This is a genomic window from Sphingomonas lutea, from assembly GCF_014396785.1.
GTDB classification, from domain to species: Bacteria; Pseudomonadota; Alphaproteobacteria; order Sphingomonadales; family Sphingomonadaceae; genus Sphingomicrobium; species Sphingomicrobium luteum.
Genome location: NZ_CP060718.1, coordinates 678,073 through 703,436, shown reverse-complemented (window position 1 = coordinate 703,436; position 25,364 = coordinate 678,073). Strand labels below are relative to the sequence as shown.

25 protein-coding genes are annotated in these 25,364 nt (G+C 64.5%); 6 read left to right on the top strand and 19 right to left on the bottom strand.

Features of this window, described 5'->3' with window-relative positions:
* The first annotated feature begins 59 nt into the window (after positions 1 to 59).
* From H9L13_RS03685 to H9L13_RS03675, 3 genes are read left to right on the top strand one after another with little or no spacing between them, the layout of a single operon-like run.
* Positions 60 to 5,444, top strand: coding sequence for a HAMP domain-containing protein (locus tag H9L13_RS03685; protein WP_223176475.1), 5,385 nt, complete (start codon positions 60 to 62; stop codon positions 5,442 to 5,444).
* Between the two features lie 3 nt (positions 5,445 to 5,447).
* Complete coding sequence (locus H9L13_RS03680; protein WP_187539141.1) at positions 5,448 to 6,752, top strand: ATP-binding response regulator; 1,305 nt, start codon at positions 5,448 to 5,450, stop codon at positions 6,750 to 6,752.
* Positions 6,752 to 7,507, top strand: a complete 756-nt coding sequence (locus H9L13_RS03675; RefSeq protein WP_187539139.1) for an ATP-binding protein — start codon at positions 6,752 to 6,754, stop codon at positions 7,505 to 7,507. The genes H9L13_RS03680 and H9L13_RS03675 overlap by 1 nt, the downstream gene beginning before the upstream one ends.
* A 24-nt stretch (positions 7,508 to 7,531) precedes the next feature.
* Here H9L13_RS03675 and H9L13_RS03670 read toward each other — a convergent pair whose 3' ends face one another.
* The 4 genes from H9L13_RS03670 to H9L13_RS03655 all read right to left on the bottom strand — a co-directional run bounded on the left by H9L13_RS03670 (position 7,532) and on the right by H9L13_RS03655 (position 10,777).
* Positions 7,532 to 7,888 (bottom strand): response regulator, encoded by a 357-nt coding sequence (locus H9L13_RS03670; protein ID WP_187539137.1) that lies wholly within the window; start codon positions 7,886 to 7,888, stop codon positions 7,532 to 7,534.
* Positions 7,889 to 7,960: 72 nt separating this feature from the next.
* Positions 7,961 to 8,299 (bottom strand): hypothetical protein, encoded by a 339-nt coding sequence (locus tag H9L13_RS03665; protein ID WP_187539135.1) that lies wholly within the window; start codon positions 8,297 to 8,299, stop codon positions 7,961 to 7,963.
* A 199-nt stretch (positions 8,300 to 8,498) separates the two neighbouring features.
* Positions 8,499 to 8,657: a Flp family type IVb pilin gene (locus H9L13_RS03660; protein ID WP_187539133.1), complete on the bottom strand. Its 159-nt coding sequence runs from the start codon at positions 8,655 to 8,657 to the stop codon at positions 8,499 to 8,501.
* Between the two features lie 143 nt (positions 8,658 to 8,800).
* Positions 8,801 to 10,777, bottom strand: a complete 1,977-nt coding sequence (locus tag H9L13_RS03655) for a transglycosylase domain-containing protein (RefSeq protein WP_235091150.1) — start codon at positions 10,775 to 10,777, stop codon at positions 8,801 to 8,803.
* A 100-nt stretch (positions 10,778 to 10,877) separates the two neighbouring features.
* Between H9L13_RS03655 and H9L13_RS03650 the strand changes: the two genes are divergently transcribed.
* Positions 10,878 to 12,359, top strand: coding sequence for an ABC transporter substrate-binding protein (locus tag H9L13_RS03650; RefSeq protein ID WP_187539131.1), 1,482 nt, complete (start codon positions 10,878 to 10,880; stop codon positions 12,357 to 12,359).
* Positions 12,359 to 12,796: a DUF4112 domain-containing protein gene (locus H9L13_RS03645; RefSeq protein ID WP_408022130.1), complete on the top strand. Its 438-nt coding sequence runs from the start codon at positions 12,359 to 12,361 to the stop codon at positions 12,794 to 12,796. The genes H9L13_RS03650 and H9L13_RS03645 overlap by 1 nt, the downstream gene beginning before the upstream one ends.
* On the opposite strand, the gene H9L13_RS03640 is transcribed toward H9L13_RS03645, so the two are convergent.
* Positions 12,783 to 13,382, bottom strand: a complete 600-nt coding sequence (locus H9L13_RS03640) for a phosphatase PAP2 family protein (protein ID WP_187539129.1) — start codon at positions 13,380 to 13,382, stop codon at positions 12,783 to 12,785. The two genes, H9L13_RS03645 and H9L13_RS03640, sit on opposite strands and share 14 nt — an antisense overlap.
* Positions 13,383 to 13,402: 20 nt before the next feature.
* On the opposite strand from H9L13_RS03640, the gene H9L13_RS03635 reads away from it, so the two are divergent.
* Positions 13,403 to 13,807: a hypothetical protein gene (locus H9L13_RS03635; protein ID WP_187539127.1), complete on the top strand. Its 405-nt coding sequence runs from the start codon at positions 13,403 to 13,405 to the stop codon at positions 13,805 to 13,807.
* Between the two features lie 19 nt (positions 13,808 to 13,826).
* Here the strand turns inward: H9L13_RS03635 and H9L13_RS03630 are convergent, their stop codons facing one another.
* The 14 genes from H9L13_RS03630 to H9L13_RS03570 form a co-directional block, all read right to left on the bottom strand.
* On the bottom strand, positions 13,827 to 14,348 hold the full coding sequence (locus H9L13_RS03630; RefSeq protein WP_244954823.1) for a CAP domain-containing protein: 522 nt from the start codon (positions 14,346 to 14,348) through the stop codon (positions 13,827 to 13,829).
* A 122-nt stretch (positions 14,349 to 14,470) separates the two neighbouring features.
* Positions 14,471 to 16,159 carry a prolyl oligopeptidase family serine peptidase gene (locus H9L13_RS03625; protein ID WP_235091144.1) on the bottom strand — a complete coding sequence of 563 codons (1,689 nt, stop codon included), beginning with the start codon at positions 16,157 to 16,159 and terminating at the stop codon, positions 14,471 to 14,473.
* A gap of 39 nt (positions 16,160 to 16,198) precedes the next feature.
* Entirely contained in the window at positions 16,199 to 16,609 is a 411-nt protein-coding gene (locus tag H9L13_RS12695; RefSeq protein WP_235091142.1) for a hypothetical protein, read from the bottom strand.
* Between the two features lie 68 nt (positions 16,610 to 16,677).
* Positions 16,678 to 17,709 carry a quinolinate synthase NadA gene (gene nadA, locus H9L13_RS03620; RefSeq protein WP_187539125.1) on the bottom strand — a complete coding sequence of 344 codons (1,032 nt, stop codon included), beginning with the start codon at positions 17,707 to 17,709 and terminating at the stop codon, positions 16,678 to 16,680.
* Positions 17,706 to 18,455: a DUF4230 domain-containing protein gene (locus H9L13_RS03615; RefSeq protein WP_187539124.1), complete on the bottom strand. Its 750-nt coding sequence runs from the start codon at positions 18,453 to 18,455 to the stop codon at positions 17,706 to 17,708. Before H9L13_RS03615 ends, nadA begins: the two co-directional genes overlap by 4 nt.
* Complete coding sequence (locus tag H9L13_RS03610; protein ID WP_187539122.1) at positions 18,440 to 19,285, bottom strand: MBL fold metallo-hydrolase; 846 nt, start codon at positions 19,283 to 19,285, stop codon at positions 18,440 to 18,442. Before H9L13_RS03610 ends, H9L13_RS03615 begins: the two co-directional genes overlap by 16 nt.
* 46 nt (positions 19,286 to 19,331) lie before the next feature.
* The gene (locus H9L13_RS03605) at positions 19,332 to 20,156 is read right to left on the bottom strand and encodes a hypothetical protein (RefSeq protein ID WP_187539120.1); all 825 of its coding nucleotides are present in this window, start codon (positions 20,154 to 20,156) and stop codon (positions 19,332 to 19,334) included.
* A 58-nt stretch (positions 20,157 to 20,214) separates the two neighbouring features.
* Positions 20,215 to 21,468 (bottom strand): glycosyltransferase, encoded by a 1,254-nt coding sequence (locus tag H9L13_RS03600; protein ID WP_187539118.1) that lies wholly within the window; start codon positions 21,466 to 21,468, stop codon positions 20,215 to 20,217.
* A gap of 261 nt (positions 21,469 to 21,729) precedes the next feature.
* Positions 21,730 to 22,044: a Grx4 family monothiol glutaredoxin gene (gene grxD / locus H9L13_RS03595; RefSeq protein ID WP_187539116.1), complete on the bottom strand. Its 315-nt coding sequence runs from the start codon at positions 22,042 to 22,044 to the stop codon at positions 21,730 to 21,732.
* Positions 22,044 to 22,286 (bottom strand): BolA family protein, encoded by a 243-nt coding sequence (locus H9L13_RS03590; RefSeq protein WP_187539114.1) that lies wholly within the window; start codon positions 22,284 to 22,286, stop codon positions 22,044 to 22,046. Before H9L13_RS03590 ends, grxD begins: the two co-directional genes overlap by 1 nt.
* Positions 22,286 to 22,615 (bottom strand): DUF1476 domain-containing protein, encoded by a 330-nt coding sequence (locus H9L13_RS03585; RefSeq protein WP_187539112.1) that lies wholly within the window; start codon positions 22,613 to 22,615, stop codon positions 22,286 to 22,288. The genes H9L13_RS03590 and H9L13_RS03585 overlap by 1 nt, the downstream gene beginning before the upstream one ends.
* Positions 22,616 to 22,662: 47 nt before the next feature.
* The gene (locus H9L13_RS03580; RefSeq protein WP_187539111.1) at positions 22,663 to 23,661 is read right to left on the bottom strand and encodes an NADPH:quinone oxidoreductase family protein; all 999 of its coding nucleotides are present in this window, start codon (positions 23,659 to 23,661) and stop codon (positions 22,663 to 22,665) included.
* A gap of 75 nt (positions 23,662 to 23,736) precedes the next feature.
* Positions 23,737 to 24,480, bottom strand: coding sequence for an N-acyl homoserine lactonase family protein (locus tag H9L13_RS03575; RefSeq protein WP_187539109.1), 744 nt, complete (start codon positions 24,478 to 24,480; stop codon positions 23,737 to 23,739).
* Positions 24,481 to 24,533: 53 nt separating this feature from the next.
* Positions 24,534 to 25,346, bottom strand: coding sequence for an N-acyl homoserine lactonase family protein (locus H9L13_RS03570; protein ID WP_187539108.1), 813 nt, complete (start codon positions 25,344 to 25,346; stop codon positions 24,534 to 24,536).
* Positions 25,347 to 25,364: the final 18 nt, after the last annotated feature.

The following is a 25,364-nucleotide window of genomic DNA, read 5'->3' as shown; positions in this document are numbered from 1 at the left end:
CTTTTCCCGTTATGGGGTGTCCAAGGTGCCGGGCGGGGGAGAGCCGAACGGAGAGTTGAGTGAATATCCAGGCCCCGCGCGACTTCATCGACCGTCGTCAGCTCGTCACCGCCTTGCGCGCGCTTCGGCGCGGCGATTTCAGCGTTCGCCTGCCGGAGGATGCCGACGGGGTTGATGGCGAGATCGCCAGCCTGTTCAACGAAGTCGTGTCCCTCAATGAGGAAATGACGCAGGAGTTCGAGCGCCTTTCCCGGGTGGTCGGCAAAGAAGGCAAGATCACCCAGCGCGGGCGCGTCAAAAATGCGCGCGGCGGCTGGGAAAGCGCAATTCGCGCCGTCAACGAGCTTATCGAAGACATGGTGCAGCCGACCGCCGAGGTCGCTCGCGTCATCGGCGCCGTCGCCAAGGGCGACCTGTCGCAGACGATGACCGTCGAGATCGAAGGACGCGCCCTGCGCGGCGAGTTCCTGCGCATCGGCAAGGTCGTCAATACGATGGTCGAGCAGCTCGCCAGCTTCGCGTCGGAAGTGACCCGCGTCGCGCGCGAGGTCGGCACCGAAGGCAAGCTCGGCGGGCAGGCGAACGTGAAGGGCGTCGCCGGCACCTGGAAGGACCTAACGGACAATGTGAACGCCATGGCCACCAACCTTACCGGTCAGGTGCGCAACATTGCCGAAGTGACCACGGCGGTCGCACGCGGCGATTTGTCCAAGAAGATCACGGTCGAGGTGAAGGGCGAAATCCTCGAGCTCAAGAACACCATCAACGTGATGGTCGATCAGCTCAACGCTTTCGCAGGCGAAGTCACCCGCGTCGCGCGCGAAGTGGGCACGGAAGGGAAACTGGGTGGACAGGCGGAAGTGCCCGGCGTCGGCGGGACATGGAAGGACCTTACCGACAATGTGAACTTGATGGCCGACAATCTGACCGGCCAGGTGCGCAACATCGCCGAAGTGACCACCGCAGTGGCCCGCGGCGACTTGTCGAAAAAGATCACCGTCGACGTGAAGGGCGAAATCCTCGAGCTCAAGAACACCATCAACGTGATGGTCGATCAGCTGAACGGCTTCGCCTCGGAAGTGACGCGCGTGGCGCGCGAGGTCGGCACCGAAGGGAAGCTCGGCGGACAGGCGCAGGTCCCGGGCGTTGCCGGCACGTGGAAGGACCTTACCGACAACGTGAACCTCATGGCCGCGAACCTTACGGGCCAGGTGCGCAACATCGCTGACGTGACCACCGCGGTGGCGCGCGGCGATCTGTCCAAGAAGATCACCGTCGACGTGAAGGGCGAGATCCTCGAGCTCAAGGACACCATCAACACGATGGTCGACCAGCTCAATTCCTTCGCCAGCGAAGTGACGCGCGTGGCGCGCGAAGTTGGATCGGAAGGCAAGCTTGGCGGCCAGGCGGAGGTGCCGGGCGTCGGCGGAACCTGGGCCGACCTTACCGACAATGTGAACTTGATGGCCGAGAACCTGACGAGCCAGGTCCGCAATATCGCGGAAGTGACGACCGCAGTGGCCAAGGGCGACCTGTCCAAGAAGATCACCGTCGACGTGAAGGGCGAAATCCTCGAGCTCAAGAACACCATCAACACAATGGTCGATCAGCTCAACGGCTTCGCGTCGGAAGTGACGCGCGTGGCGCGCGAGGTTGGGACCGACGGCAAGCTGGGCGGCCAGGCGCAGGTCGAAGGCGTGGCCGGAACCTGGGCCGACCTCACCGACAGCGTGAACCTGATGGCCGGCAATTTGACCGGCCAGGTGCGCAACATTGCCGAAGTGACCACCGCGGTCGCACGCGGCGACTTGTCGAAGAAGATCACGGTCGAAGTGAAGGGTGAAATCCTTGAGCTCAAGGACACCATCAATGTCATGGTCGACCAGCTCAACGCCTTCGCCGGCGAGGTGACGCGCGTTGCCCGCGAGGTCGGCACCGAAGGCAAGTTGGGCGGCCAAGCGCGGGTCGAAGGCGTTGGGGGGACGTGGAAGGATCTCACCGACAACGTCAACGCCATGGCCGCCAACCTGACCGGCCAGGTCCGTAACATCGCCGAGGTGACCACCGCCGTGGCCTCGGGCGATCTGTCCAAGAAGATCACGGTCGACGTGAAGGGCGAGATCCTCGAGCTCAAGAACACCATCAATACGATGGTCGATCAGCTCAACGCCTTCGCGGGCGAGGTGACGCGCGTTGCGCGCGAAGTCGGCACCGAGGGCAAGCTCGGCGGCCAGGCGCAGGTGCGCGGCGTCGCCGGGACCTGGAAGGACCTGACCGACAACGTCAACCTGATGGCCGCGAACCTCACCGGGCAGGTGCGCAACATCGCCGACGTGACGACCGCGGTGGCGCGCGGCGACTTGTCCAAAAAGATCACGGTCGACGTGAAGGGCGAGATCCTCGCCCTCAAGAACACCATCAACACCATGGTCGATCAGCTGAATGCGTTCGCGTCCGAAGTGACCCGCGTGGCGCGCGAGGTCGGCACCGACGGCAAGCTTGGCGGGCAGGCGCAGGTGCCTGGCGTCGGCGGGACGTGGAAGGATTTGACCGACAACGTCAACGTCATGGCCACCAACCTGACCAACCAGGTGCGCGGCATCGCCGACGTCGTCACCGCGGTTGCCCAGGGCAACCTCAAGCGCAAGCTGACCTTCGACGCCAAGGGCGAGATCGCGGCGCTGGCCGAGACCATCAACGGCATGATCGAAACGCTGTCGACCTTCGGCGACCAGGTCACGAACATGGCGCGCGAAGTCGGCATCGAAGGGCGGCTTGGCGGGCAGGCGCGCGTGCCGGGCGCTGCGGGCCTGTGGCGCGACCTGACCGACAACGTCAACCAGCTCGCCGCCAACCTGACCAACCAGGTGCGATCGATCGCCGAAGTGGCGCTGGCCGTGACCAAGGGCGACCTTACCCGCTCGATCGCCGTCGAGGCGTCGGGCGAAATGGCCGCGCTCAAGGACACGATCAACGAGATGATCAGCAATTTGAAGGAGCAGACGCTGAAGAATGCGGAGCAGGATTGGCTCAAGACCAACCTCGCCCGCTTTTCGCGCATGCTCCAGGGCGAGCGCGATCTGGCGACCGTCTCCAACCTCATCATGTCCGAGCTCGCGCCCTTGGTGAACGCCCAGTACGGCGTTTTCTATGTCAGCAAGCGGGATGAGGATGAGACCAAGCTCGAGCTGGTCGCCAGTTATGGCGCGGAGAATCCCGACGAGCTGAAGCCTGAATTCCGCTTGCGGGAAGGTATGGTCGGCCAGGCTGCAGCCGACCGGCGGCCGATCCTGCTGAGGGATGTGCCGCCCGACTTCATCCGTATCGGATCGGGCCTTGGCCACGCCAAGCCGGCCAACGTCAATATTCTTCCGGCCTTGTTCGAGGACGAGGTCAAGGCGGTGATCGAGCTCGCCTCCTTCAGCGAGTTCAACGAGACCCACCAGAGCTTCCTGGACCAGCTGATGGAATCGGTCGGAATCGTCTTGAACACGATCGCCGCGACGATGCGCACCGAAGGCCTGCTCAAGCAGTCGCAGTTGCTGACGACCGAGCTCCAGGCGCGCCAGACCGAGCTCACCCGCAAGCAGCAAGAGTTGCACGCGACCAACGAGGAGCTGCAGGAGAAGGCGCAGCTGCTCGAAAACGAGAAGAAGCAGGTCGAAGCGAAGAATATCGAAATCGACATGGCGCGCCGCGCAATCGAGGAGAAGGCCGAGCAGCTTGCCCTCACCTCGAAATACAAGTCCGAATTCCTGGCCAACATGTCCCACGAGCTGCGCACGCCGCTCAATTCGCTGCTCATCCTGTCGAAGCTCCTGTCCGACAATGCGCAGGGCAATCTCAACGACAAACAGGTCGAGTTTGCGCGAACGATCAATTCAGCGGGATCGGACCTGCTCAACCTAATCAATGACATCCTCGACCTGTCGAAGATCGAATCTGGCACGGTTACGATCGAGGTGGGCGAGATGCCGATGGCGAATCTGAAGCAGCACATGGAACGTACGTTCCGGCAGCTCGCGGCCGACAAGGACCTCGATTTCAACGTCAAGTTCGACTCCAAGCTGCCGGAAAGCATCCGGACCGACGAAAAACGGCTCCAGCAGATCGTTCTCAACCTGTTGTCCAACGCCTTCAAATTCACGTCGAAGGGGGGCGTGACGCTAAGCGTCCGACCGGTATCGAAGGGCTGGAGCGCGCACCACCCCGTGCTTCACGATGCCAGCCGAGCGATCGAGATTGCCGTGACCGACACCGGCATCGGTATCCCGCAGGACAAGCAGAAGCTGATCTTCGAAGCCTTCCAGCAGGCCGACGGCACGACCAGCCGCAAATATGGCGGTACGGGCCTGGGCCTGTCGATCAGCCGCGAGATCGCGCGTCTTTTGGGCGGAGAGCTTCAGGTGCGATCGGTGCCGGGTGAAGGATCGACCTTTACGCTCTACGTTCCGCTTGAAGCCGAGGCCGGCGCCGAGGCGCTCGCTCCATCAATCTCGACCAGCGCTCCCGCACGTTACGACAATAGCGGGGCGTTGGTGCCGAGCGCCCTGCCGACCGGCTTCGAAGTCAGCGACGACCGCGATGACCTTGGCAAGGGAGCATTCGCCCTGATTGTCGAGGACGACGCCACGTTTGCGTCGATCCTGCTCGATGCGGCGCATGAAGCCGGGCTCAAGGCAGTCGTATCGACTGCCGGCGCGGGCACGTTGGCCATGGCCCGCAAGCTCCAGCCGTCCGCGATCACGCTCGATCTTGGGCTGACCGACATTGACGGGTTCGTTCTGCTCGACCTCCTTAAGCACGATCCGGACACCAGCCACATCCCCATCCAGATCATTTCCGGCGCCGATCGCATCAAGTTGGCGTCGAACATGGGCGCATTCGGCCTTACCGAGAAACCGGCTGAACGTGATGAATTGATCAAGGTGTTCAAACGCCTCGGCGAACAGGCGAAGACTCAAAAGCCGAGGCGAAAGCCCCGTCCCACGGCGCCTGCCGCTGCGCCCGTGGCCGAGCTTGCCGGCGCGAAAATGCTCATCGTTGACGACGACATCCGCAACATCTTCTCCCTGACCAGCGTACTGGAAAGCCATGGAGCGGAAGTGATGCACGCCGAACGGGGCAAGGACGGGATCCTGATCCTGGAGCAGACGCCGGGCGTGGACGTTGCACTCATCGACATCATGATGCCCGAAATGGACGGTTACGAGACGATGCAGCAGATCCGCCAGCGGCCGGCATTGGCCAACCTGCCGCTGATCGCAGTTACCGCCAAGGCGATGAAGGGCGACCGGCAGAAGTGCCTCGACGCGGGCGCGTCGGACTATATCGCCAAGCCTGTGGATATCGAGCTTCTTCTGGCGTTGCTGCGGGTATGGGTGGCGCGCTCGCGCGAGGGGAGCGCCGCGACAGCAGCAGCCGCAGCGGAGCGTGCGGACTAGTCCATGACCCGCTCCACGGCAGAAATCCCGGTCGCCTTGCGCGCGGAACGAGATCACGCCGCCCCGGCGGAGGTCGAGCGTCCGCGCGTGCTCCTGGTCGACGACGACGACCGCAACCTCCTGGCCGTCGCGACAGTGCTTGAGGATTTGGGCGAAGTGGTGACCGCACGGTCCGGTGACGAAGCGCTGCGCCATCTGCTCAAAGGTGAATTCGCCGTCATCCTGCTCGACGTCTACATGCCGGGAATGGACGGTTACGAGGCCGCGCAGATCATCCGCAGCCGCGAACAGAGCAAGCGCATCCCGATCGTCTTCCTGTCGGCAGTCAACAAGGAAGCCGAACATCTGATGCGCGGCTACGAAATGGGCGCTGTCGACTACGTCTTCAAACCGGTCGATCCGATCATCCTCCGCTCCAAGGTGGCGGTGTTCGTCGACCTGTTCGCGAAGACCAAGGAGATTGAGCGCAAGGCCAGCCAAGAACAGGCGCTTCTCGACGTTGCCCTAAAGGCCAATGCCGAAAGGCTGAAGGCGGAACAGGATTTGCGCCGTGCCGAGCAGCGGCAGGCGGTCATCATCCAGTCGCTGCCGATCATCCTCTATCTGGAGCCACTGGGCTGCAAGCCGCGCTGTCCGCGCTTCGTCAGCGGCGATCTTCACGCCTTGACCGGGTTCAACTTCAGCGATGTCGTCGAGCGGCCGGAACTGTGGCACGAACGACTTCATCGCGACGAGAAGAAACGGGTGTTGGCGGCGCTCGATGAGCGTGATCAAACGGGGCGCCTGTCGGTCGAATATCGCTGGAAATGCGCCGACGGTACCTACCGCCATTTTCACGACCAGGCTGTGCTGCTGAAAGACCCGCAGGGCAATCCGATCGAATATGCCGGAACGCTTACCGACGTCACTGACCGGCGATTGCTGGAAAGTCAGCTTGTCCAGGCCCAGAAGATGGATGCGATCGGCAAGCTGACCGGCGGGATTGCGCACGACTTCAACAACCTTCTTGCCGCCGTCATCGGCGGGATCGGGCTGATCGAGCGCCGCGCCAAGCTGACGGAGGAAGATCAGCGCATCCTGACGATGACCAAGCGCGCGGCCGACCAGGGGTCGGAGCTCGTCCGCCGCCTGCTCGCCTTCGCGCGGCGCCAGCAGCTAGAGCCCGCTCCCATCGACATTGCCGCCCTCCACGATGGCGTGAACGACCTGCTCAGCCATACCCTCGGGGTTTGGTGGAGCTTCAATGGAAGATTGCCCCCGATGTCGGGGCCGCCTTTGCCGATCGGCCGCAGCTGGAACTCGCGCTGATGAACCTCATCATCAACGCCCGGGACGCTATGCCGGAGGGCGGCACAATCGTCGTCAGCGCAGAAAATCGAACCGCGAGCGACGACGACCCTCTGCCGCTGCACGAAGGCGATTATGTGGTGATCTCGGTCATCGACCGGGGTTGCGGAATCTCACCCGAACTCCTCGACAAAGTCCTTGAGCCCTTTTTCACGACGAAGGAGGTCGGCAAGGGCACGGGCCTTGGGCTCAGCATGGTCTATGGCTTCGCCAAGCAAACCGGCGGGACCCTCAACATCGAAAGCAAGGTCGGCGTCGGAACCTGCACCGAGCTTTGGCTACCCCGAGCGACAGGCAATGCGGCTCGTAAGGGGCCTCGGAGCAATGTTTCCCAGGATCCTGTCGCGCAACGCTCCTTGCGCATCTTGCTGATCGACGATCATGCCGAAGTTCGCGGAACGACGGCGGCAATGCTCCGCGACCTCGGTCATTCGACGGTGGATGTTGGAACCGGCGCTGAAGGCGTGGAAATCCTGAGTGCGGATGAACGCAAGTTCGACCTTCTGGTGACGGACTATGCGATGCCGCGGCTTAGCGGCACTGAGGTGATCAAGCTGGCGCGGCAACATGTCACCGACCTGCCGGCACTCATCGTCACCGGTTATGCGGACATGGATGAGGTCAGCGAACGCCCCTCCGATGTCGGTCTCCTGTTGAAGCCCTTCACGGTGCACGACCTTTCTAGAGCGGTGCAAGGGGCCGTTGAATCTCGCTGAAAAGCAGCGAACGCGGATGGAAGCTTAACGTACCTGCCCCGGCGACATCGCGTGGCGGACGGCGTCTTCCAATTCCTCCTGCTTGATCGGCTTCTGAACGACGATGGCATCGGGCGCGCGGTCGATGAGTTCGTCCGCATAGCCCGTGATGAAGACCACAGGCACGTGCTGTTTGGCACTGATCGCCTCGACAGCGGCCAAGCCATCGCCAGGAAGAAGGCGCACATCGGCGGTGATAAGGTCGATTTGCTGCGCGGTCGCACCCATGATTGCGGCGTCTTCGGACCGAGCGAAGCTGAAGCTGGTGAAGCCGAGCCGTTCGAGCATGTCGCGGAGCGACTGCCCGATTAGATAATCATCTTCGATGATGAACGCGTGCATTCCTGTTTTGTGACCCTTGTCGCGATGGTGGGATGTGCGTGAAACGCACGCCCGCGCGGGTCGTTCAATTGATCAGGCAATCCGTCGCGGCCGCCGCTTCGGCGCCTGCCTCTGCGGGACCAGGGCCGCGTTGCGGATGCAGTTTTCGAATCCGACCCAGTCAACACGCCCGCGCTTGCGCGAAGCATTGCGGTTGCACATGTGGATGCGCCACGTCGGCGGTTCCGACTTCTTCACGTAGCTAAGCGCGCGCTTCATCGCTTTTTGCTGCGAGCGCATGCACTTTTGCTGCCACTGGCAGGCCAGTCCGATGTTCAGCGAAACGGGGTCGTGCAGCGGTGGACGCGACGCGGCAAGGGCAGCCGAACCCGCAAAGCCCAACGCCAACGCAAGGATGACCGCCCGCATCATGAGGGCGGCAGGACTGACATTTGGCCGGGATGATCGCAAGTGCACAACAATGGTTCCGCGTCCCTCGTCTCTTCGCAAACCGCTGCATCGGCAATGATTTTCGAATGAGACTGTGCGGTAACAGACACGATTTAACAAAAAGAAAGCGGCGGCGCCTTTCGGCACCGCCGCTCCTTTTGTCGGCCTAAGCGGCTGGCGCTTAGAGCTCGTTCGAAACGTTGTTGAACGTCGTGCCGAGCTTGGTGCCGATGTTCTGCATCGCAGCAATGGCGGCGACGGCAATGAGGGCCGCGATCAGGCCATACTCAATGGCGGTCGCGCCCTTCGAGTTCTTAATCAGCTTCAGGAACTTGGCCATCTCTGGTCCTCCTCAAGATCTTCCAAACGGGATTGCTCCCCCACCTCCGCAATTCCCCGCTGAGGTTGACGCCGTCCTAAGGGACCAGTGGTTGAAAAAGACTTAAGGTGCCGGGTTGCCAGACGTTAATATCCCGCGGCTCGCTAAAGATGTTCAAGCATCTCCCGCAGCTTTTCGCCGATTTCCCGAAGCTCCCTCGTGCGGTCGCTCCATTCCGGTGGGATGGGGCTCTCCTGTTCCCGCTCGCTGGGGCGAGGCTCGTCGAGCCGCGGCGCACGGAATTCTTCGGGCAGGTCCGGGCCGCGCTGACCGTCGATGGCGACGGCAGGCGCCATGAAATTGCGCCAAATCTGGGCCGGCAGGGTGCCCCCGCTGATCGACTTGCCCAGGGACTTGTTGTCGTCGCGGCCGACCCAGACGCCAACCACGAGATTTCCGGCAAAACCTACGAACAGGGCATCGCGGTTTTCCTGCGTCGTCCCGGTCTTGCCGAAGGTCGGGGTCCGTAGCGCTGCGCGCCGACCCGTGCCGCTGTTGGCCGCGGCGAAGAGCAGATCCAGCATCGGCCTGCGGTCACGCTGTTCATTCAGCATGCCGGCGCGCTGGAAGAACGCCGAAAGTCCTTCGTCGGGCCGTTGGACGGGCAAGCCGCGGGCAGCGATCGGGTAGCGTCCCGAGGCAATTGCCGCATAAGCCGACGTCAGCTCCAGCAAGCTGATGCCTGCTGTCCCGAGCGCGAGGCTGGGCGTGTTCGGCAGCCGCGCAGTGATACCCAAGTCTTGCGCAGCGCGGATCACGTTCCCGCGCCCGACTGCTTCGGACAACCGCACCGTGGCCGCGTTGCTCGACCGCGCGAACGCCTCTCGAAGCGACAATTCGCCGCGATAGACGCCATCGTTATTCACCGGTGTCCAACCCGAGATGGTGATCGGCGAATCCTCGATCATGCTGTCCGGGGTCCAGCCTGCGCGCAGGGCGGCGAGATAGACGAACAGCTTGAACGCCGATCCGGGTTGTCGCCGAGCCTGGGTCGCCCGGTTGAACGGCGAGTTTTTGTAGCTTCGGCCGCCGATCATCGCGACGACGCGGCCGTCGGGGCGCATCGCGACCAGCGCCGCCTGCGCATCAGCCAGTGGAGCACGGCTGATGGCGCGTACGGCAAGACGCTGCAGATCGGCGTCGAGCGTAGTGTTGACCCGCACCTCGCCAAAGTCGGATCCGAACGCCTGGCTTGCGGCCGGAGCGACCCAATCCGCGAAATAGGTGCCCGTGGGCACGCGCGAACTGTGCGCGACCGGCCTTGCACTATTCGTCTGATCCGCTCGCGCGCGGCTGATCACGCCCGTGTCGGCCATCGCTCGGAGAACCAGCCGGCTGCGCTTGCGTGCGCCTTCCAGGTTCCGGGTCGGCGCAAGCCTCGACGGCGCCTGCACCACGCCCGCCAGCATGGCGGACTGAGCCAGGCTCAGCCGCTCAGGCTCGCGGTTGAAATAATGTTTGGCAGCGGCGCGAAGGCCATAGACGCCGTCGCCAAAGTAAACGCTCGACAGGTAGCGGGAAAGGATGTCGTCCTTGGTGAGCCATGCTTCCAGCCACAAGGCGATGATCACTTCCTGCGCCTTTCGCTTCAGGCTGCGATCGCTCGAGAGGAAGCTGGTCTTGGCCAGTTGTTGGGTCAACGTGCTGCCACCCTGACGGACACCACCGGCGCGCATGTTGGCGACCATTGCGCGCCCGATACCGCGCGGATCGACGCCCCAATGGCGGTAGAAGCGGCGATCCTCGATGGCGACGAACGCGGCAGTCGTAAGCGGATCGAGCTTGGCGGCTTCCACGGGCGATTCCTTGATCGCCCCGCGCCGTGCAATGGGACGCCCCTCCGACGTCAGGATGAGCAGCGCGGGATCCTCAAGCGGCTCGAGTGCGCGCGACAGGGGTGCCGTCACGATCAGCCACGCCAGCAACAGCGCGAGCACGCCAAAGACCACGTACAGCACCATCGGCCAGCGTCGCCGCCGCTTGCGTTCGGTAACCGGCTCGACCGGCGGAAGCGTGAACGGATCGGGCAGCTCCTCGACGGGCGTCCCATCACGGCTCCAGATCAGATCCCGTTCGGCCAAGCCCCTCACTCACATCCCGTTAGTGCTTTACATTAGTAAAACACCCGGAGCGATATATCCAGACGCTTGCTGAACCGAGGCTTGCGGGTAAACCGGCGCAATGCCCGCTTTGTCTCTTCGGCGCGCGTTTGCGTGGCTTGCGCTTGGCGCGCTCTCGGTTCTGGCCTCCGCGTGCGAGGACGAGGTACGCGGCGACATCCGCGTCCTCGTCATCGGTGACCCGCCCAAAGTTCGCGATCCGAGCCAGGAACCCTTATCCTACGCGGACGGACTGTTGCTCGGCGAAGTCGCGCAAGGCCTCGTCCGCTTGGATGCGGGAGGGAACGTTGTCGCGGGCCTGGCGGAGCGATGGAACGTCAGCGACGACGGGCGCAGCTACATCTTTCGCATCGCCAGCGCGCAATGGCCCGACGGGCGCAAGATCACCGCGCAGCAGGTCGCACGTGCGCTCAAGCGACAGCTGAACAGCCGAAGCAAGAACCCCCTGAAAGACACGCTGGGGGCCATCGACGACGTGGTCGCCATGACCGACCGGGTGATCGAGATCCGCCTTCACGCGCCCCGCCCCAACCTGCTTGCCTTGCTGGCCCAACCTGAATTCGCCATCCTCCGTGATGGCCATGGGACGGGGCCGTTCGCGATCGACCCTGCTGCCCCGCCCAACGGCGATATCCGTCTTGTGCGGGAGATCATGGGCGCCGACGGCGAGCTCAGCCGGCGCGAGGAAGTGCTGCTCGGTCATGCCGAACCGCGCGAGGCCATCAGCGCCTTCGCCCGCGGTGACGCTCAGATGGTGCTGGGTGGCACGTTTAGCCACTTGCCCTGGGCGCAAGCGGCCCGTCTGCCGCGCGGCAGCCTGCGGTTCGACCCGGCCTCCGGCCTGTTCGGGCTCGCCCCGGCGACGGCCGATGGACCCTATAGCGATCCGCAGGCGCTCAGCCTGTTGAGCCAAGCCATCGACCGTTCGGCGCTTGTCGCCTTGCTCAACGTTCCCGGGCTCAACGGGCGAGCGACGGTGCTGGAGCCGGGACTGGACGGCATTTCGGCGGTGGTCCAGCCATCATGGCTTGGCATCCCGATTCAGGAACGCCGTCCCGCGTTGATCGCGCAGGCTGCGCAGATGTTCGGCGACAACGAACGGCGCGTCGTCCGCGTTCTGCTGCCCGAGGGCCCTGGCGCGGATCGGCTACTCGCGCTTCTATCGCGCGACTGGGGAGTGCTCGGCCTAACCGTCGAACGCGCCGAAAACGGACGGAACGCGGACTTTCGCCTCATCGACGCGGTTGCGCCGTCGACATCCCCGGCCTGGTTCCTGCGCAACTTCCGCTGCGGCGTCGCGCCGCGTTGCGATGAAGAGGTCGATACTCTGCTTGATGCCGCGCGCGAAACGCAGGTCCCGGCCCAGCGCTATGCGCTGCTGCTGCAAGCGGCGGCGTTGATCGACGATCGTCAGCTGTTCATTCCGCTCACCGCACCGATCCGCTGGTCGCTGGTGTCGCCGCAGATCACGGGCTTTGCCGGGAACCGGCAGGCGCGCCATACTTTAACCGACCTTGGGCAGCCGCTCAGCACGGGAGGATGATGATGCCAGAACCCATGCCGGGCCGCTCGCCGTTCAGCAGCTTGCCATCCGATCCGCAGTCGGTTCGTCAGCGCGTCGAAACGCTGGAACGCGTGCTGGAACGCCTGTTCGTCATCCCCGGCACCAACCGCGCGGTCGGCCTCGACGTGATCCTCGATCTCGTGCCCTTCCTCGGCAGCACTGCCGGCGCGGTCATCGGCAGCTATCTTGCCTGGGAAGCGCGCAATCTTGGCATGTCGAAGTGGCATCTGGCGCGCATGGGCGGCAACATCGGGGTCGACTGGCTGTTGGGAATGATCCCGTGGGTCGGTGCGATCCCCGATTTCTTCTTTCGGTCGAACAGCCGCAACTTGCGGATCATCAAGCGCCACCTCGACAAGCATCATGCGGGCGGGGCGAAGATCGACCTGCCGCCCGGCGACGTCAGGCCGGGCTAGCCACCACCTCCGGCTGCGCCTGCAATGCCGCTTCGCGCCGCTTCGCCGGCCGCTTGACCAACACATGATGGAGCGAAAGCACGATTGCCGCGCCGACGATGCCGTCGGTGGCATAGTGCCAGCCCGACGCGATCGAGCCCAGCCACACGGTCAGCGCATAGAGGATCGCCGGGATCATCAGCGGCTTCCAGATCGCGCGCGCGGCGATCACTGTCCACACCGACATCGATACGTGCATCGATGGCATGGCGCTGATCCCGGTTCCGATATCGGCGCTCCCGGTGGAAAAGTGCCGCCACAGATATTTGGCAAATCCTGAATAGGTCGGATCGTTGGTCGCGACCAGTTCGTGAAAGCGCGGGCCGAAGCCGACCAGCTCGTAGAAAATGGGTCCGGCGGAGGGAAGAACATACTGGCCGATCGTCCCCCGAGGATCAAAGTCGCGAGATACAGGGTCAGGATGCGCTGGTTGTCGGGATTGGTCCCGAACGCCAGCACGCCCATTGTGGCGAAAGTGATGGCGAACCAGCTGACATAGGCCTTGGCGTAGATCGGGCTCATGAACTCGCTGCGCACCAATCGCCACGGATCAGTGCCGAAAATCGCGTGATCGATGTTGGCGAGATAGGGATCGGCCCAGAACCCGCCGGTCACGTGCGGGATCATCGATTTGCCCCAGCCGTGAAGCGCCATGGCGAGGCCAAGAATGATCGCCCATTGGAACGAGCGGCCGATCAGCGGAAATTCCTGCCGAAAGGCTCCCGGCAGGTGGCTGACGGGCTTGCCCGCGCGCGCAAGAACCCAGCACAAGCGGAAGCCCAGGAAGGCGAGGCCGAAGCACCAGATGAACATCGCCGCCGCCATCGGGCGCGAGAATTCGAAGGGGATCGGGCGGTCGCTCACCGCGGCGAGGCACAACACGAACAGCGCCTGCAAACCGAGCAGCCAATAACGGATGTTCCCCACGCCCCGCGCCTCCCCAAGGTCCACGGGCAGAGAGCTAATGCTTAATGGTTAACGGTTCCTCACTTCAGCCGACCCAGCGGCCGTCGATATTGCCGGCCGGCGAATAGTGGCAGACCAGGAAATCGGACCGGGCATTGCTGATCAACGCGCAGCCGATCCGCGTGGTCGTCGGCCAGACCATTTGCGTATAGTGCGACACGGCGGCCCAGCCGCGCTTGCCGACGGCGGGAAATACGCCGGGCCGAAACCAGCGCCGCTCCGACGCCCACTGCCCGACCATTTGTTCGGGCGGATAGACCCCACGCGATCCCATCCACAAATTCTCGCCCACGCCGCGGCGGGCGCGACGGTGAGAATGTTCGAAGCGATTGGTGTAGGCCAGTTGCCGCGCCCAAAGGGACGCCGAGTGCGCAAGCGCAGGATCCCAGGCAAGCGGCCTCACTCCGGCCTGCGCACGCACGGCATTATGGGCGGCAAGAAATCGCGCGGGCGATGGCGCTGCCGAAAACGTTCGCGCGGTCGCCGGCAGCGCCGATGTCGACGCCGCGACAAACCCCAGGAAAATCCAAGCGAATGCCCGCTTCACGATCCACTCCCCCAAGTGAAGTGGGGAGAATGTGCATCAGCTTCCCCGCAGACAATCGGTGGGCTGTTCTGTCCGCAACGACTTGTCGTTTCGCCTTGGCGTCTCGACGTAAACGAGCCCGTTTACCGGCCTCGCTCGCCCATGCTGGAGCCCGTTGGCTGCGCAGTCGGCCGCAACTCCTTGGTCAGGAACGCCCATTCGAGCGCGGCGCGCACCGCATCTTCCTCCCGATCGGCGCCGACCGAATGGCCGCCCTCCAGATATTCATGATAGTAGACGCGATTGCCGCCCGCCTTGAGCTTGGCCGCCATCTTGCGGGCATGGCCCGGATGCACCCGGTCGTCCTGGGTCGAGAGGTACAGGAACATCGGCGGGTAGCGGACGCCGGCGCGCACGTTCTGATAGGGCGAGTAACGGCGCATGAACGCCCAATCGGCGGCTTTGTCGGGATCGCCATATTCGTCGATCCATGACGCGCCGGCCGACAGCTTCGAATAGCGCTGCATGTCGAACAATGGCGACCCGACGATCGTCGCTGCGTAGAGGTCGGGATGCTGGGTCATCGTTGCGCCGACAAGAACGCCGCCGTTCGACCGGCCCGAGATGGCTACCCCGTCCTTCCGCGCGACCCCCGTGGTGATCAGGTCACGCGCGACCGCCTCCAAATCGTCGAAGCTGTTCTGGCGCTTCTCGCGCAAGGCACCGCGGTGCCACGACGGCCCATATTCGCCGCCGCCGCGGATGTTGGCGAGGACATAGGCATTGCCGTCCTCGACCAGGAACAGGCCGAGGGGGCCCGAGCGATAGGGCTGGCCGGTCAAATAGGTCGGGGTCTGCGCCGCCTGGAAGCCGCCGTATGCATGAACCAGCACGTTGACCGGACCGCGGACGTCCTTCCGGCGCGCGAGAAAATAGGGCACGCGCGTGCCGTCCTTCGACGTTGCGAAGCGCTGCTCGACCCGCATGTTGCTGGCGTCGAACTGCGGCGGGAGCGCCTGCACTTGCGTGACCGCGCCGTTCGCCCCGACGCTGGCCAATGAGGTCGGCGACAGCATCGATTCGACCGTCACGAAGACCAAGTCCTGCTTGTCGGCGGTGGGGAGGAGCGCAACGGTGCTGTTGGCCGCGAGCGGGATCGGACGCTGGCTCCAACCGGTCGCCGTCGGCGTCAGCGCGATCAACTTGCCCGATACATTGTCGAGCAACTTGATCCACAGATGATTGTCGGTCGTCGCCGACGATTCGACCGCCTGCGTCGCCGATGGCGCGAACACCAGTCGCGGTGCAACCGTGCGTCCATCCAGCAAAGCGGCGAAATCATAATCAATCAGTGTCCCCGGTTGAAAAGTGCCGAGCTTTTCCTCGATCCTCATCACCAGGCGATTGCCGACCAGCCCCACCATGTCGGCGCTCACCGGCACATCCAGCTCGATCCATTGGCCGTCAGGTCGGCGTACGCGCCGCCGTTGATCGAAATAGCCCAGGGTCCGGGAGATCATCGGGCAGCGGGAATCGGCATTGCTCAGTTCGCCCGCGTATATGCCGATATCGCTGACCTCTGCCTCGGCGAGCAGGCGAGCCGAGGCGAGCGGCGTTCCGCGCCGCCATTCCGTCATTCGCCGCTGATACCCCGACCGCGTCTCGCTCGTCCCGCCATGCGCATAGCCCACCAGCAGCGTATCTTCGTCGATCCAGTCGACGCTGTTCTTGCTCAATGGTACCTCGAACCCACCTGCCACGAAGCTGCCCGTCGTCAGATCGAATTCGCGCACCACGTCGGCATCGCCGCCTCCCGGGCTGAGCGACACCATGCAACGTCGATAAGCCGGCGCGAGACAATCGGCACCGTGCTACACCCAGCTCTTGCCCTCGGCCTTGCCCAGTGCGTCGACGTCGATCAGCACTTTCCAGTCGGGCTTGCCGGAGATGAAGGATTGCAGCGACGCGGACCGCCACAGCCCGCGCGGATGATCGGCGTCGATCCAATGGTTGAGCACGCGGTCGCCGATGAGCTGCTCCGGCACCACGATGTTGGCAGGATTTTCGAGGATGGTGAGGGCGCGTTGGCGGCGTGCCTCGTAGCCGGGAACCGCGGTAAGTTGCGCCATCGCGTCGGCGTTCCATGCCTTGACCTGATCGAGTGCGCGGCTGCCCTGGATTTCTTCCATCCAAAGATAGGGGTCGCCGGCCGCCGTCTGGGCCACCGCAGCAGTGGCGAGGAGCAGGCCGCTCGCCGCGATCAGGATTTTACGCAACATCATTCTCCCGCCATGAAGGCGCGATCCTGTGCGGTTGCGTCGCAGGGGTCAACGCGTCGCGTGGACGGTCATCAGTCGCCGCTGATAGCCGGATCGATCCTTGCGGGCCGGTCGATGATCGGTTTCCCCACATCACCTTGGCCGACCGTCCGTCCCGCCATTTCGAGCATGCGTTCAAGCGGCACGCGCGCCTTCGCCATGACCTCGCCGGGGAGTTCGATCCGGGGCTCGAGATCGCGCAGGGCGACATACAATTTCTCGAGCGTGTTGAGCGCCATGTATGGACACATGTTGCAATTGCAGTTGCCGTCACCGCCCGGCACGCCGATGAACGTCTTGTTCGGCGCGGCTTTCTCCATCTGGTGGATGATGTGCGGCTCCGTCGCGACGAGGATCGTCTGCGCGGGGGAGTTGAGCGCGAAATCGAGGATCGACTTGGTCGACCCGACATGGTCGCTATGTTCGATGATATGCGGCGGGCACTCGGGGTGCGCGGCCACCGGCGCGCCCGGATGCTCGGCCTTGAGCTTGAGCAATTCGGTCTCGCTGAAGGCTTGGTGGACGATGCAGATGCCGGGCCACAGCAGCATGTCGCGCCCAGTCTTGCGTGCCAGATAACCGCCAAGATGGCGGTCGGGCCCGAAGATGATCTTCTGCTTGGGCGGGATCTGATCGAGGATGATTTGCGCTGAAGAGCTGGTGACGATGATGTCGCTGAGCGCTTTCACCGCTGCCGAGCAGTTGATGTAGGTCAATGCGATATGGTCGGGGTGGGCGGCGCGGAAGGCGGCGAACTGATCGGGCGGGCAGCTATCCTCGAGGCTGCAACCGGCATCCATGTCGGGCAGGATTACGGTCTTTTCCGGTGACAGGATCTTCGCGGTCTCGGCCATGAACCTGACCCCGCAAAAGGCGATGACGTCGGCATCGGTCGCCGCGGCCTTGCGCGAAAGATCCAGGCTGTCGCCGACGAAGTCCGCCAGATCCTGAATCTCGGGCTTCTGATAATAATGCGCCAGGATCACGGCGTTGCGCTCGCGCTTCAGCCGCTGGATTTCGGCCAGCAAGTCGGTGCCGGTCAGGCGGGGTGTGGTCGCCGTCATTGACGTCCCTCCTGGGCACGACGCTGGCGCGCCTGCTCGATCGCTTGCTCATAAGGTACCGACGCGGTGATCCGCTCTCCATCCCGCGTGCCGTCGGTCGGGAAGCGTGCGACAACCTTGGCCTCGGCAAATCCGGCGGCCTGCAGCGGCATCGCGAAGCTGCGCTCGACGGCGCGCCGCGCCGCTTCGCGCGCCAGCGACATCGGGGTGGCCGCGCTCGCCTGCTTGCGCAAGTCGGCAACCGCCGCGGCGCGGTTGGCGCGGTCGAGCTGCTGGTCATTGTTGGTCAGCACCGAAAGCACGCCGCCTTCCCCATATTCCCGTGCCTGGGCAAGATCGACATCGGGACCGGCAATTTCAATCTCCGGCAATTTCACATTGAGCGTCTTGCTCGCCGCATCCCACGTCACGTCGCTCGGTTGAAGCTTGCTGAGGTCGAGCTCGTAGCGAACGTCGCCGGGCAGGATCAGCGTCCGCTCGCTGGACAAGCCGAACCGGCTGACGCGGCTGCTGGTAACTGAGACGTAGCGCGCGGCGAAGACATTCAGCCGGTTCTGCGCGCGCATCGATTCGAGGCTCGCGGTGGCGATCGTCTCGGGCGTTGGCCCGCCGACCGCCGATTCAGTCAGGCGCGCAAGCGCGAACACCAGCCCGGCCAGCGCGACCAGGACCAGCACCGCAATCGTGCCCAGCACGACCGGACGGCGGATCGCCCGGATTTCAGCTTCGTCTAGTTTCGGGTCCATGTCTCTCCAGCCTGTTGAACGAGGCCGCGCCGTTCAAGGTCCACGAGGTGCGCGAGTACCGAACCGCCGGCAGCAGTCGTCAGCCGCGGATCGAGTCCCGGATACGCGTTCGCCACGATGTCCGGGATGTCGCGCGCCTGCTCGCCGATCAGCCGCAGGATCTGCTTTTCGCGTTGCATGCGGTGGCCCATCAGGTGACGCACATATTGCTGCGGATTGGTCACCGCGGGCCCGTGCGCGGGATAGTAGATGCGATCGTCGCGACCGCGCAGGCGGTCGAGGCTCGCCATATAGGCCGCCATGTCGCCGTCGGGCGGCACGACCACGGTGGTCGACCAGCCCATGACGTGATCGCCGGTGAGCAAGGCGCCGCGATAAGCGAAGCACAGATGGTTGGAGGTATGGCCCGGCGTCGCCAGCGCAATGACCTGTTCGCCATCGACGCGCACGCCTTCTCCGTCGGCAAGAATGTGGTCGGGCCGATAATCCCCGTCGAACGCCGCATCGGCGCGGGGACCGACATCTTCCAGCGCGAGGGGACCACAGCCGACGATCGGCGCGCCGGTGCGTGCCGCCAGTGGCCGCGACGCCGGGCTATGGTCGCGATGGGTGTGCGTGCACATGATGGCGACGAGTGGTCGGCCGCCGATCGCGTCGACCAAGGCATCGACATGCGCGGGCAGGTCGGGACCAGGATCGACGACCGCGACCTCGCGCTCACCGATCAGATAGGTTTGCGTGCCGTAATAGGTGAAGGCCGACGGATTGTGCGCGAGGACGCGCGCGATCCCAGGCTCGATTGGCTCCAACTTGGCGTAAAGCGCGTCCACGCCGCTGCCCTTGCCACGCCGCAGCGGCGGGGCAAAGCCGCTGGCGCTAGCAGCGAAGGTCGTAGGGACCTTCGGTGAGTGCCGCCGACGGCTTGGAACTTGCCGCGACCACTTCGAGCTGCAGTTCGCTGCGGACGACGCCCTTGCACACGCTGCGCGGCAACCGCATTCGCACCAGTTGGCCCTGGCGCAGCGTGCCGATCCGCACCTCCTCGCGCACCTGGCCCTTGCGGATGAAGCGAACCATTGCCGGCGCGGTCATGTTTTCCCCTGATTCAAGCGCCAGGATCGTCTCGCGCCGGATCTGGCCTTCGCAATCCTCACCGCGGTCGCGCGGGCCGCCTTCATTGAGGCAGCGGATGGTGATGCTGGGCGCGGCGACCAGGGACGGTGCGACATAAGAACCAACCGGCGCCACGGGCCTGGGCGGCAGCGGCGCCGGCATGGCCGGGACGTTTGCGACCAAAGCATCCGCCGCGGGTAAGCTCCGACGTTGGGCGCTACGCAGACGGGCGACCTCCTTTTGGATGTCCGCCACCAATTGCGTCCGTGCGCTCGCCGGAATGCGCGTTTGCGTCGCTAGCGCGGTGGCCGACTTCTCAAGCTTGCCGATCCACATCTCTTCGGTGTCGCCGGGCGCAGCGCACAAGGTCACGCCGGTGCGGCGCGCCTTGCCCTCTTCCTGATACTCAGCACTGGCGACGAAGCGCCGCGACCCGCAATTCTCAAGCGTCTTCTGCGCTTCTTCGCGCGAAAGCCCGCCGCCCGGCGCGACCGTAGTCGATGCCGGCGGTGTCTGCCCCTGCGCAAAGGCGGCTGCCGAAATCGCCACGGTGACGCCGGCGATCGGCGCTAGAAGCTTCATCTTCATCACTCTTCCCCTGCCCTTCGCATCGGCGAACGGCGCTGAACCGCGGTTTAACCGACTTTCAGGCTTTTGCGAGTGTCGCCGGTGCCACAGCCGGCGGCGCAATCGCGGCGCCCGATCGCCGGGCGAATGCCGCCGGATAGAGGCGGGTGAACAGCGCCTCCATACTCTGATCCCAGCTGAACTTCCGTGCCGTGTCGCATGCCGCCCGCCGCAGCTGCGAGCGATCGCCAGCAAGGATGTCGAGGATGTTGTCGGCCATCGCGGCGCTGTCGCCGACGGGCCCGAGCCGACCCGTTTCCCGGCTCACACGGTCGATCATCGCGCCTGCGGCGACTCCGACCACGGGCAATCCCGACGCCTGCGCCTCGACGATCGACACGCCGAAGGTCTCGTTAGGCATGGCGGATACGTAAACGTCCGCACTGCCCAGCCACTTCGCCAGTTCGGCGCGGTCGCGCAAATAACCGGGCATGATGATCCGCTCGTCACCCAGCGCGGCAATGTCCTCGCGCAGCGGGCCCTCGCCGATCAGCACCAGTTTGGCACCAAGATCGCGAGGCAAGCGACGGAAAGCCTCAACGACCACATCGGGCCGCTTCTCGATGTCGAGCCGGCCGACATAGATGAGGAGGGGCTGGTCGGGCTGAAGCCCCAGACGGCGGCGCACGTGTTCGTCGCGCCGATCAGGGCCAAACTCACCGACTTCGACGCCTAGGCCGATGATATCGACGGGGTCGATGCCAAGGCTGCGGAGCTTCGTCGCGCCGCCATTTTCGCTCAGCGCGAAGACGGCATCGAAGCGGCGATAAAGCTGGCCGCAATAACGATAGCACAGCCGTCCCAGCGCCGCGGCGATGCGCTTTCCGACGAACTTGCCCAACGGCCGCTCGACATAGACCGTCGGGAAGTCGGTCATGTAGGCCGCGGCCAGCGCGACATGCGGATGCGCCTTGCGGTGGGCAATCGCCGCCCACGGCAAGTTGTAGGCATCCTGGCATTCAATCAGGTCGGGCTGGAACCGCTCCAGCGCCGCGCGCACGGCACCGTTGCGCAGCATCATCCGGTAATTGGGGCTGCCCGGGATGTGCCGGGACGCAATGGTTACGGTGGTTGCGCGGCCTTCCTCGACCACCTTGTCCTCGGCCCCGGGGATGATCAGCAAATGCCGGTGCGGGGTCGATTCCAGGATGTGGCGACGCTTGTGCAGCAAATATGTGCGCACGCCCCCGCCCACTTCCGACCAGCTCTGGGTCAGGTCGCAGAAGGTCTTGGGCACGCCATCGGTGCCAAGCGCAGGGTCATGCCGGCTCATGCGGCAGTCCAACCCCGCAAGTCGGGGAAAGTGCCGCCCAAGCAATGCCCGGCCTGGCCGTGTCGGAAAACTTTACGAATGTGCTCGTCTCCATCTGAAAGCCACGGGTGTTTTCGGCAGATTTTCGGCAGTTTCTGCAAAATTGGCACGGCCGTTGCTACATTTAGCGGGTCCACTTGGTTCCACGCCAATGAAGGGACGGTGCAGTCAGGTTCTCTGGTCCCGGCTGCACCGTCCCTTCCTCGTTTCAGGCCATGGAAATCAGGCTTCGGCGGTGACCAGTTGCTGCAGCTCGCCGCTTTCGAACATCTCCATCATGATGTCCGACCCGCCGACGAACTCGCCCTTCACGTAGAGCTGCGGGATGGTCGGCCAATCGCTATATGCCTTGATGCCCTGGCGAATCTCCGGATCCTGCAGGACGTCGACCGTTTCATAGGTCGCACCGAGGCGGTCGAGGATCGCGATTGCGCGGCTGGAAAAACCGCACTGCGGGAACAGCGGCGTCCCCTTCATGAACAGGACGACATCGTTGGTCTTCACAAGATCGCCGATGCGGGTGGCGGCGTCGGTCATTAGTGATCTCCTGACGGGACGATCGTTTCCAGCTGAAGCGCGTGGAGGTCGGTCCCCATTTTTCCTTTTAGGGCAGCGTAGATGGCCTGATGCTGACGCACCCGGCTCATGCCCGCGAAGCTGGCGCTGACGACCCGCGCGGCATAATGATCGCCGTCTCCGGCAAGATCGCGAATTTCCACAGCTGCATCGGGGAATTCCGCGAGGATCATCGCCTCGATTTCGCTCGCGGTCATGGGCATCAGAGGTTGGTCGCCTCGATGATCTGGCGGCGCGCGTCGACTTCCTTGTTCTTGAGCGCTTCGGCGATCTTGGCTTCGTCGCACTCGACCCCCGCCGCGGTGAGGTCACCCAGCACCTTGCGGATCACGTCATTGTCGCCGGCTTCCTCGAAGTCTGCGCGAACCACGTCCTTGGCGTAGGACGCGGTTTCCGCCTCGGAAAGGCCCATCTGCCGCGCCGCCCACTCGCCGAGCAGTCGGTTGCGTCGCGCAATGATGCGGAACTTCATTTCCTCGTCGTGCGCGAACTTGGTTTCGAATGCCCGTTCGCGATCGTCGAAACTTCCCATGTCTGGTCCTTCTCCGTTCGCCCGGCGAGATAGGACGCACCGCCGGTTCAGTCCAGCGTCACCACCAGCTTGCCGATCGCCCGGCGGTCGCGCAGCGCGCTAATCGCCTCGGCGGCGCGCTCAAGCGGATAGGTCGCGCTGACCTTGGGCGCGATCTTGCCTTCGGCCCACCAGCGGAACAGCTGATCGACATGCGCGGCATTGGCCCTGGGATCGCGCGCGGCGAACGCACCCCAGAACACGCCGCAAACGTCGCAGCTCTTGAGCAGGGTAAGGTTGAGCGGCAGCTTGGGGATGCCCGCGGGGAAGCCGACCACAAGATAGCGGCCTTCCCAGGCGATCGACCGCAGGGCGGGCTCGGCATAATCGCCGCCCACCGGATCGAGGATGACGTCCGCGCCCTGTCCCCCGACCGCCTCCTTGAACTGCTGGGCCAGCGCCTTGGACGCGTCCTTGTCGAACGGCGGGCGGCCGTAAACGACCGTTGCGTCGGCGCCGGCCGCATGGGCAGCTTCGGCCTTTTCCTCGGACGACACGCCGGCGATCACCCGCGCGCCGATTGCCTTGCCGATTTCGACCGCGGCCAAACCGACGCCCCCGGCCGCGCCAAGCACGAGCAGCGTTTGGCCCGCTTCCAGCCGCCCGCGATCGACCAGCGCGTGGATCGCGGTGGCATAGGTCATCAACAAGGCCGATCCCTCGGCGAAATCGTGATCGGCAGGCAAGCGAAACGCCATTTCAGGACGGACCACGATCTTTTCAGCAAGCCCGCCGAAGCCGCTGGCGGCAATCAGCCGGTCGCCCGGCGCCCAGCCCTCGACCCCCGCGCCGACCGCCTCGACCTCGCCCGATATTTCCCCGCCCGGCGCAAACGGCCGAGGCGGGCGCATCTGATACTTATCCTCGATGATCAGCACGTCTGGAAAGTTGATCGCGCAGGCGCGCACGCGGACGAGCAAATCGCCGGGGCCGGCGACCGGGTCGGGCTGCTCGCCAAGCTGGAGCGTTTCAGGACCGCCGGGAGCGTGGGAGAGGAGGGCTTTCATCGTACCACCTATCCGTTTGTGCCAAGCGAAGTCGAGGCACGTCCCTTGACTCCGCTCGGGACCAACGGTTGACGGCTACTCCGCCGCCGCCGGAAACGCCGGAAGCCTGGCGATATCGCGCTGGTCGTGACCGACGATAATCTCCGCTTTCTCGGTCCTGGCGATCGCCAGCACGCGTTCGATCTCGGCCTTGCCGCGCACCTTGTCGGTGTGGTTGCCCGACGGGGTCGCGCTGGCCAGCTGGTCGCGATTGTGCACAAGGTCGCCGGTGAGGATGACGGACAGTCCGTCGAGCTTGACCAGCATGGCGAGATGGCCGGGCGTGTGGCCGGGTGTGAACAGGATCCTGACCCGGCCGTCGCCGAACAGGTCGCGGTCGGCGGTCACCGCTTCGACCGGACGTTTTCCGTTCAGCCAGGGATTGAGCTCGCGCTCACGCGGCGGGGCTGAGCGGAAGACGGCGAGGTCGCCGGCCCCGATCAGCAGCCGGGCGTTGGAAACCGTCCCGGACTGCTCATGATGGTCGCCGTGAAAATGGCTGACGACTAGCGTCCCGATGCGCGCCGGATCGACGCCGATTTGACCGAGCTGGTCGGCAATCGTCCGATTGAGCGTCAAGGTCTGGCCGGTCTGGCGTTCGCTGGTGCCGACCAAGCCCGCCTTGAGGCCGGTATCGAGCAGCACGTAATCGCTGCCGTGGCGGATGAGGTAGCAGGACACGGGCATGAGCACGCGGCCCCGGCCTTCGAGGTCGTCGATGTCAAAATGCCCGCAGTCGAGCCGCCACAACGCCATTTCCGGCGCGCGCGATCGCGGCACGGTGGCGCAGCTTGCGCTTGTCAGGGCTCCCAGCGCGACTAGCATCCGCGCAATCACTGGGCAGCCTCCGGAAACGCCGGCAGCTTGGCGACGTCATTGGGCTCGTGCTGGAGGATGATCACCGCGTCGAGCTTGTCGGCCATGCGCGCGATGCGCTGGCGGGAGGCGGTCGTCTCGGCACGGCTGGTGTTGAAGTCAGGCATCGTGTCGCGCAGCGCATCATCGTGGGTGAACCACAGATCGCCGGCGAGGATGACCGGCCCGCGGGCGAGCTTGACGAGCAGCGCGCTGTGCCCCGGCGTGTGGCCCGGCGTCATCAAGACCGTCACCCGCCCGTCGCCGAACACGTCATGATCTTCGCGCAGTGCCTCGACCGGCGCGGTGCCGTCGAGCCACGGCTGGATATGCGGCGGGGCCGCGCCGACCGGCGGCGGCGTGCGCTTGAGCGCCTCAAGATCGCCAGCGCCGATCAGCAGCTTCGCCTTGGGAAACTGGGCCGCCTGGCCGGTGTGGTCGCCGTGATAATGGCTGATCCCGACAAATGCGATCTGTTCGGGCCGGACGCGAATTTGCGAGAGTTGGTCAGTGACCGTGCGATCGAGCTTGATCGTCGGATGGGCGTTGCCAAGCGCGCGGCGCGACGTGCCCGCATCCCACAGCAGGTAGCGGTCACCGTTCTGGACCAGATAGCAAGGCGTCGGGGTGGGCACGCGCTGCCACGCCCACGGCCGCGCCCCATTTTCTTCGATCCGCCCGCAGTCGAGGCGCCACAGCTTGAGCGGGGTCGCAGTCGGCGGCGCGGGCTGTGCGAACGCAGGCATCGTAAGGACCATCGCAAGCATCGACGCCGTCAATTTCCCGCGCATTCCATCCCCCTTTTCGCG

Bases quoted from the DNA above. Each gene is read 5' to 3' on its own strand.
- H9L13_RS03600 (WP_187539118.1), bottom strand. From the start codon at position 21,468: ATGAGCCGGCATGACCCTGCGCTTGGCACCGATGGCGTGCCCAAGACC.
- H9L13_RS03605 (WP_187539120.1), bottom strand. From the start codon at position 20,156: ATGAAGATGAAGCTTCTAGCGCCGATCGCCGGCGTCACCGTGGCGATT.
- H9L13_RS03675 (WP_187539139.1), top strand. From the start codon at position 6,752: ATGAACCTCATCATCAACGCCCGGGACGCTATGCCGGAGGGCGGCACA.
- H9L13_RS03590 (WP_187539114.1), bottom strand. From the start codon at position 22,286: ATGCCCATGACCGCGAGCGAAATCGAGGCGATGATCCTCGCGGAATTC.
- H9L13_RS03570 (WP_187539108.1), bottom strand. From the start codon at position 25,346: ATGCGCGGGAAATTGACGGCGTCGATGCTTGCGATGGTCCTTACGATG.
- grxD (WP_187539116.1), bottom strand. From the start codon at position 22,044: ATGACCGACGCCGCCACCCGCATCGGCGATCTTGTGAAGACCAACGAT.
- H9L13_RS12695 (WP_235091142.1), bottom strand. From the start codon at position 16,609: ATGATGTTGCGTAAAATCCTGATCGCGGCGAGCGGCCTGCTCCTCGCC.
- H9L13_RS03580 (WP_187539111.1), bottom strand. From the start codon at position 23,661: ATGAAAGCCCTCCTCTCCCACGCTCCCGGCGGTCCTGAAACGCTCCAG.
- H9L13_RS03615 (WP_187539124.1), bottom strand. From the start codon at position 18,455: ATGGACCCGAAACTAGACGAAGCTGAAATCCGGGCGATCCGCCGTCCG.
- H9L13_RS03645 (WP_408022130.1), top strand. From the start codon at position 12,359: ATGATGCCAGAACCCATGCCGGGCCGCTCGCCGTTCAGCAGCTTGCCA.
- H9L13_RS03670 (WP_187539137.1), bottom strand. From the start codon at position 7,888: ATGCACGCGTTCATCATCGAAGATGATTATCTAATCGGGCAGTCGCTC.
- nadA (WP_187539125.1), bottom strand. From the start codon at position 17,709: ATGACGGCGACCACACCCCGCCTGACCGGCACCGACTTGCTGGCCGAA.
- H9L13_RS03585 (WP_187539112.1), bottom strand. From the start codon at position 22,615: ATGGGAAGTTTCGACGATCGCGAACGGGCATTCGAAACCAAGTTCGCG.
- H9L13_RS03660 (WP_187539133.1), bottom strand. From the start codon at position 8,657: ATGGCCAAGTTCCTGAAGCTGATTAAGAACTCGAAGGGCGCGACCGCC.
- H9L13_RS03665 (WP_187539135.1), bottom strand. From the start codon at position 8,299: ATGATGCGGGCGGTCATCCTTGCGTTGGCGTTGGGCTTTGCGGGTTCG.
- H9L13_RS03680 (WP_187539141.1), top strand. From the start codon at position 5,448: ATGACCCGCTCCACGGCAGAAATCCCGGTCGCCTTGCGCGCGGAACGA.
- H9L13_RS03650 (WP_187539131.1), top strand. From the start codon at position 10,878: ATGCCCGCTTTGTCTCTTCGGCGCGCGTTTGCGTGGCTTGCGCTTGGC.
- H9L13_RS03625 (WP_235091144.1), bottom strand. From the start codon at position 16,159: ATGGTGTCGCTCAGCCCGGGAGGCGGCGATGCCGACGTGGTGCGCGAA.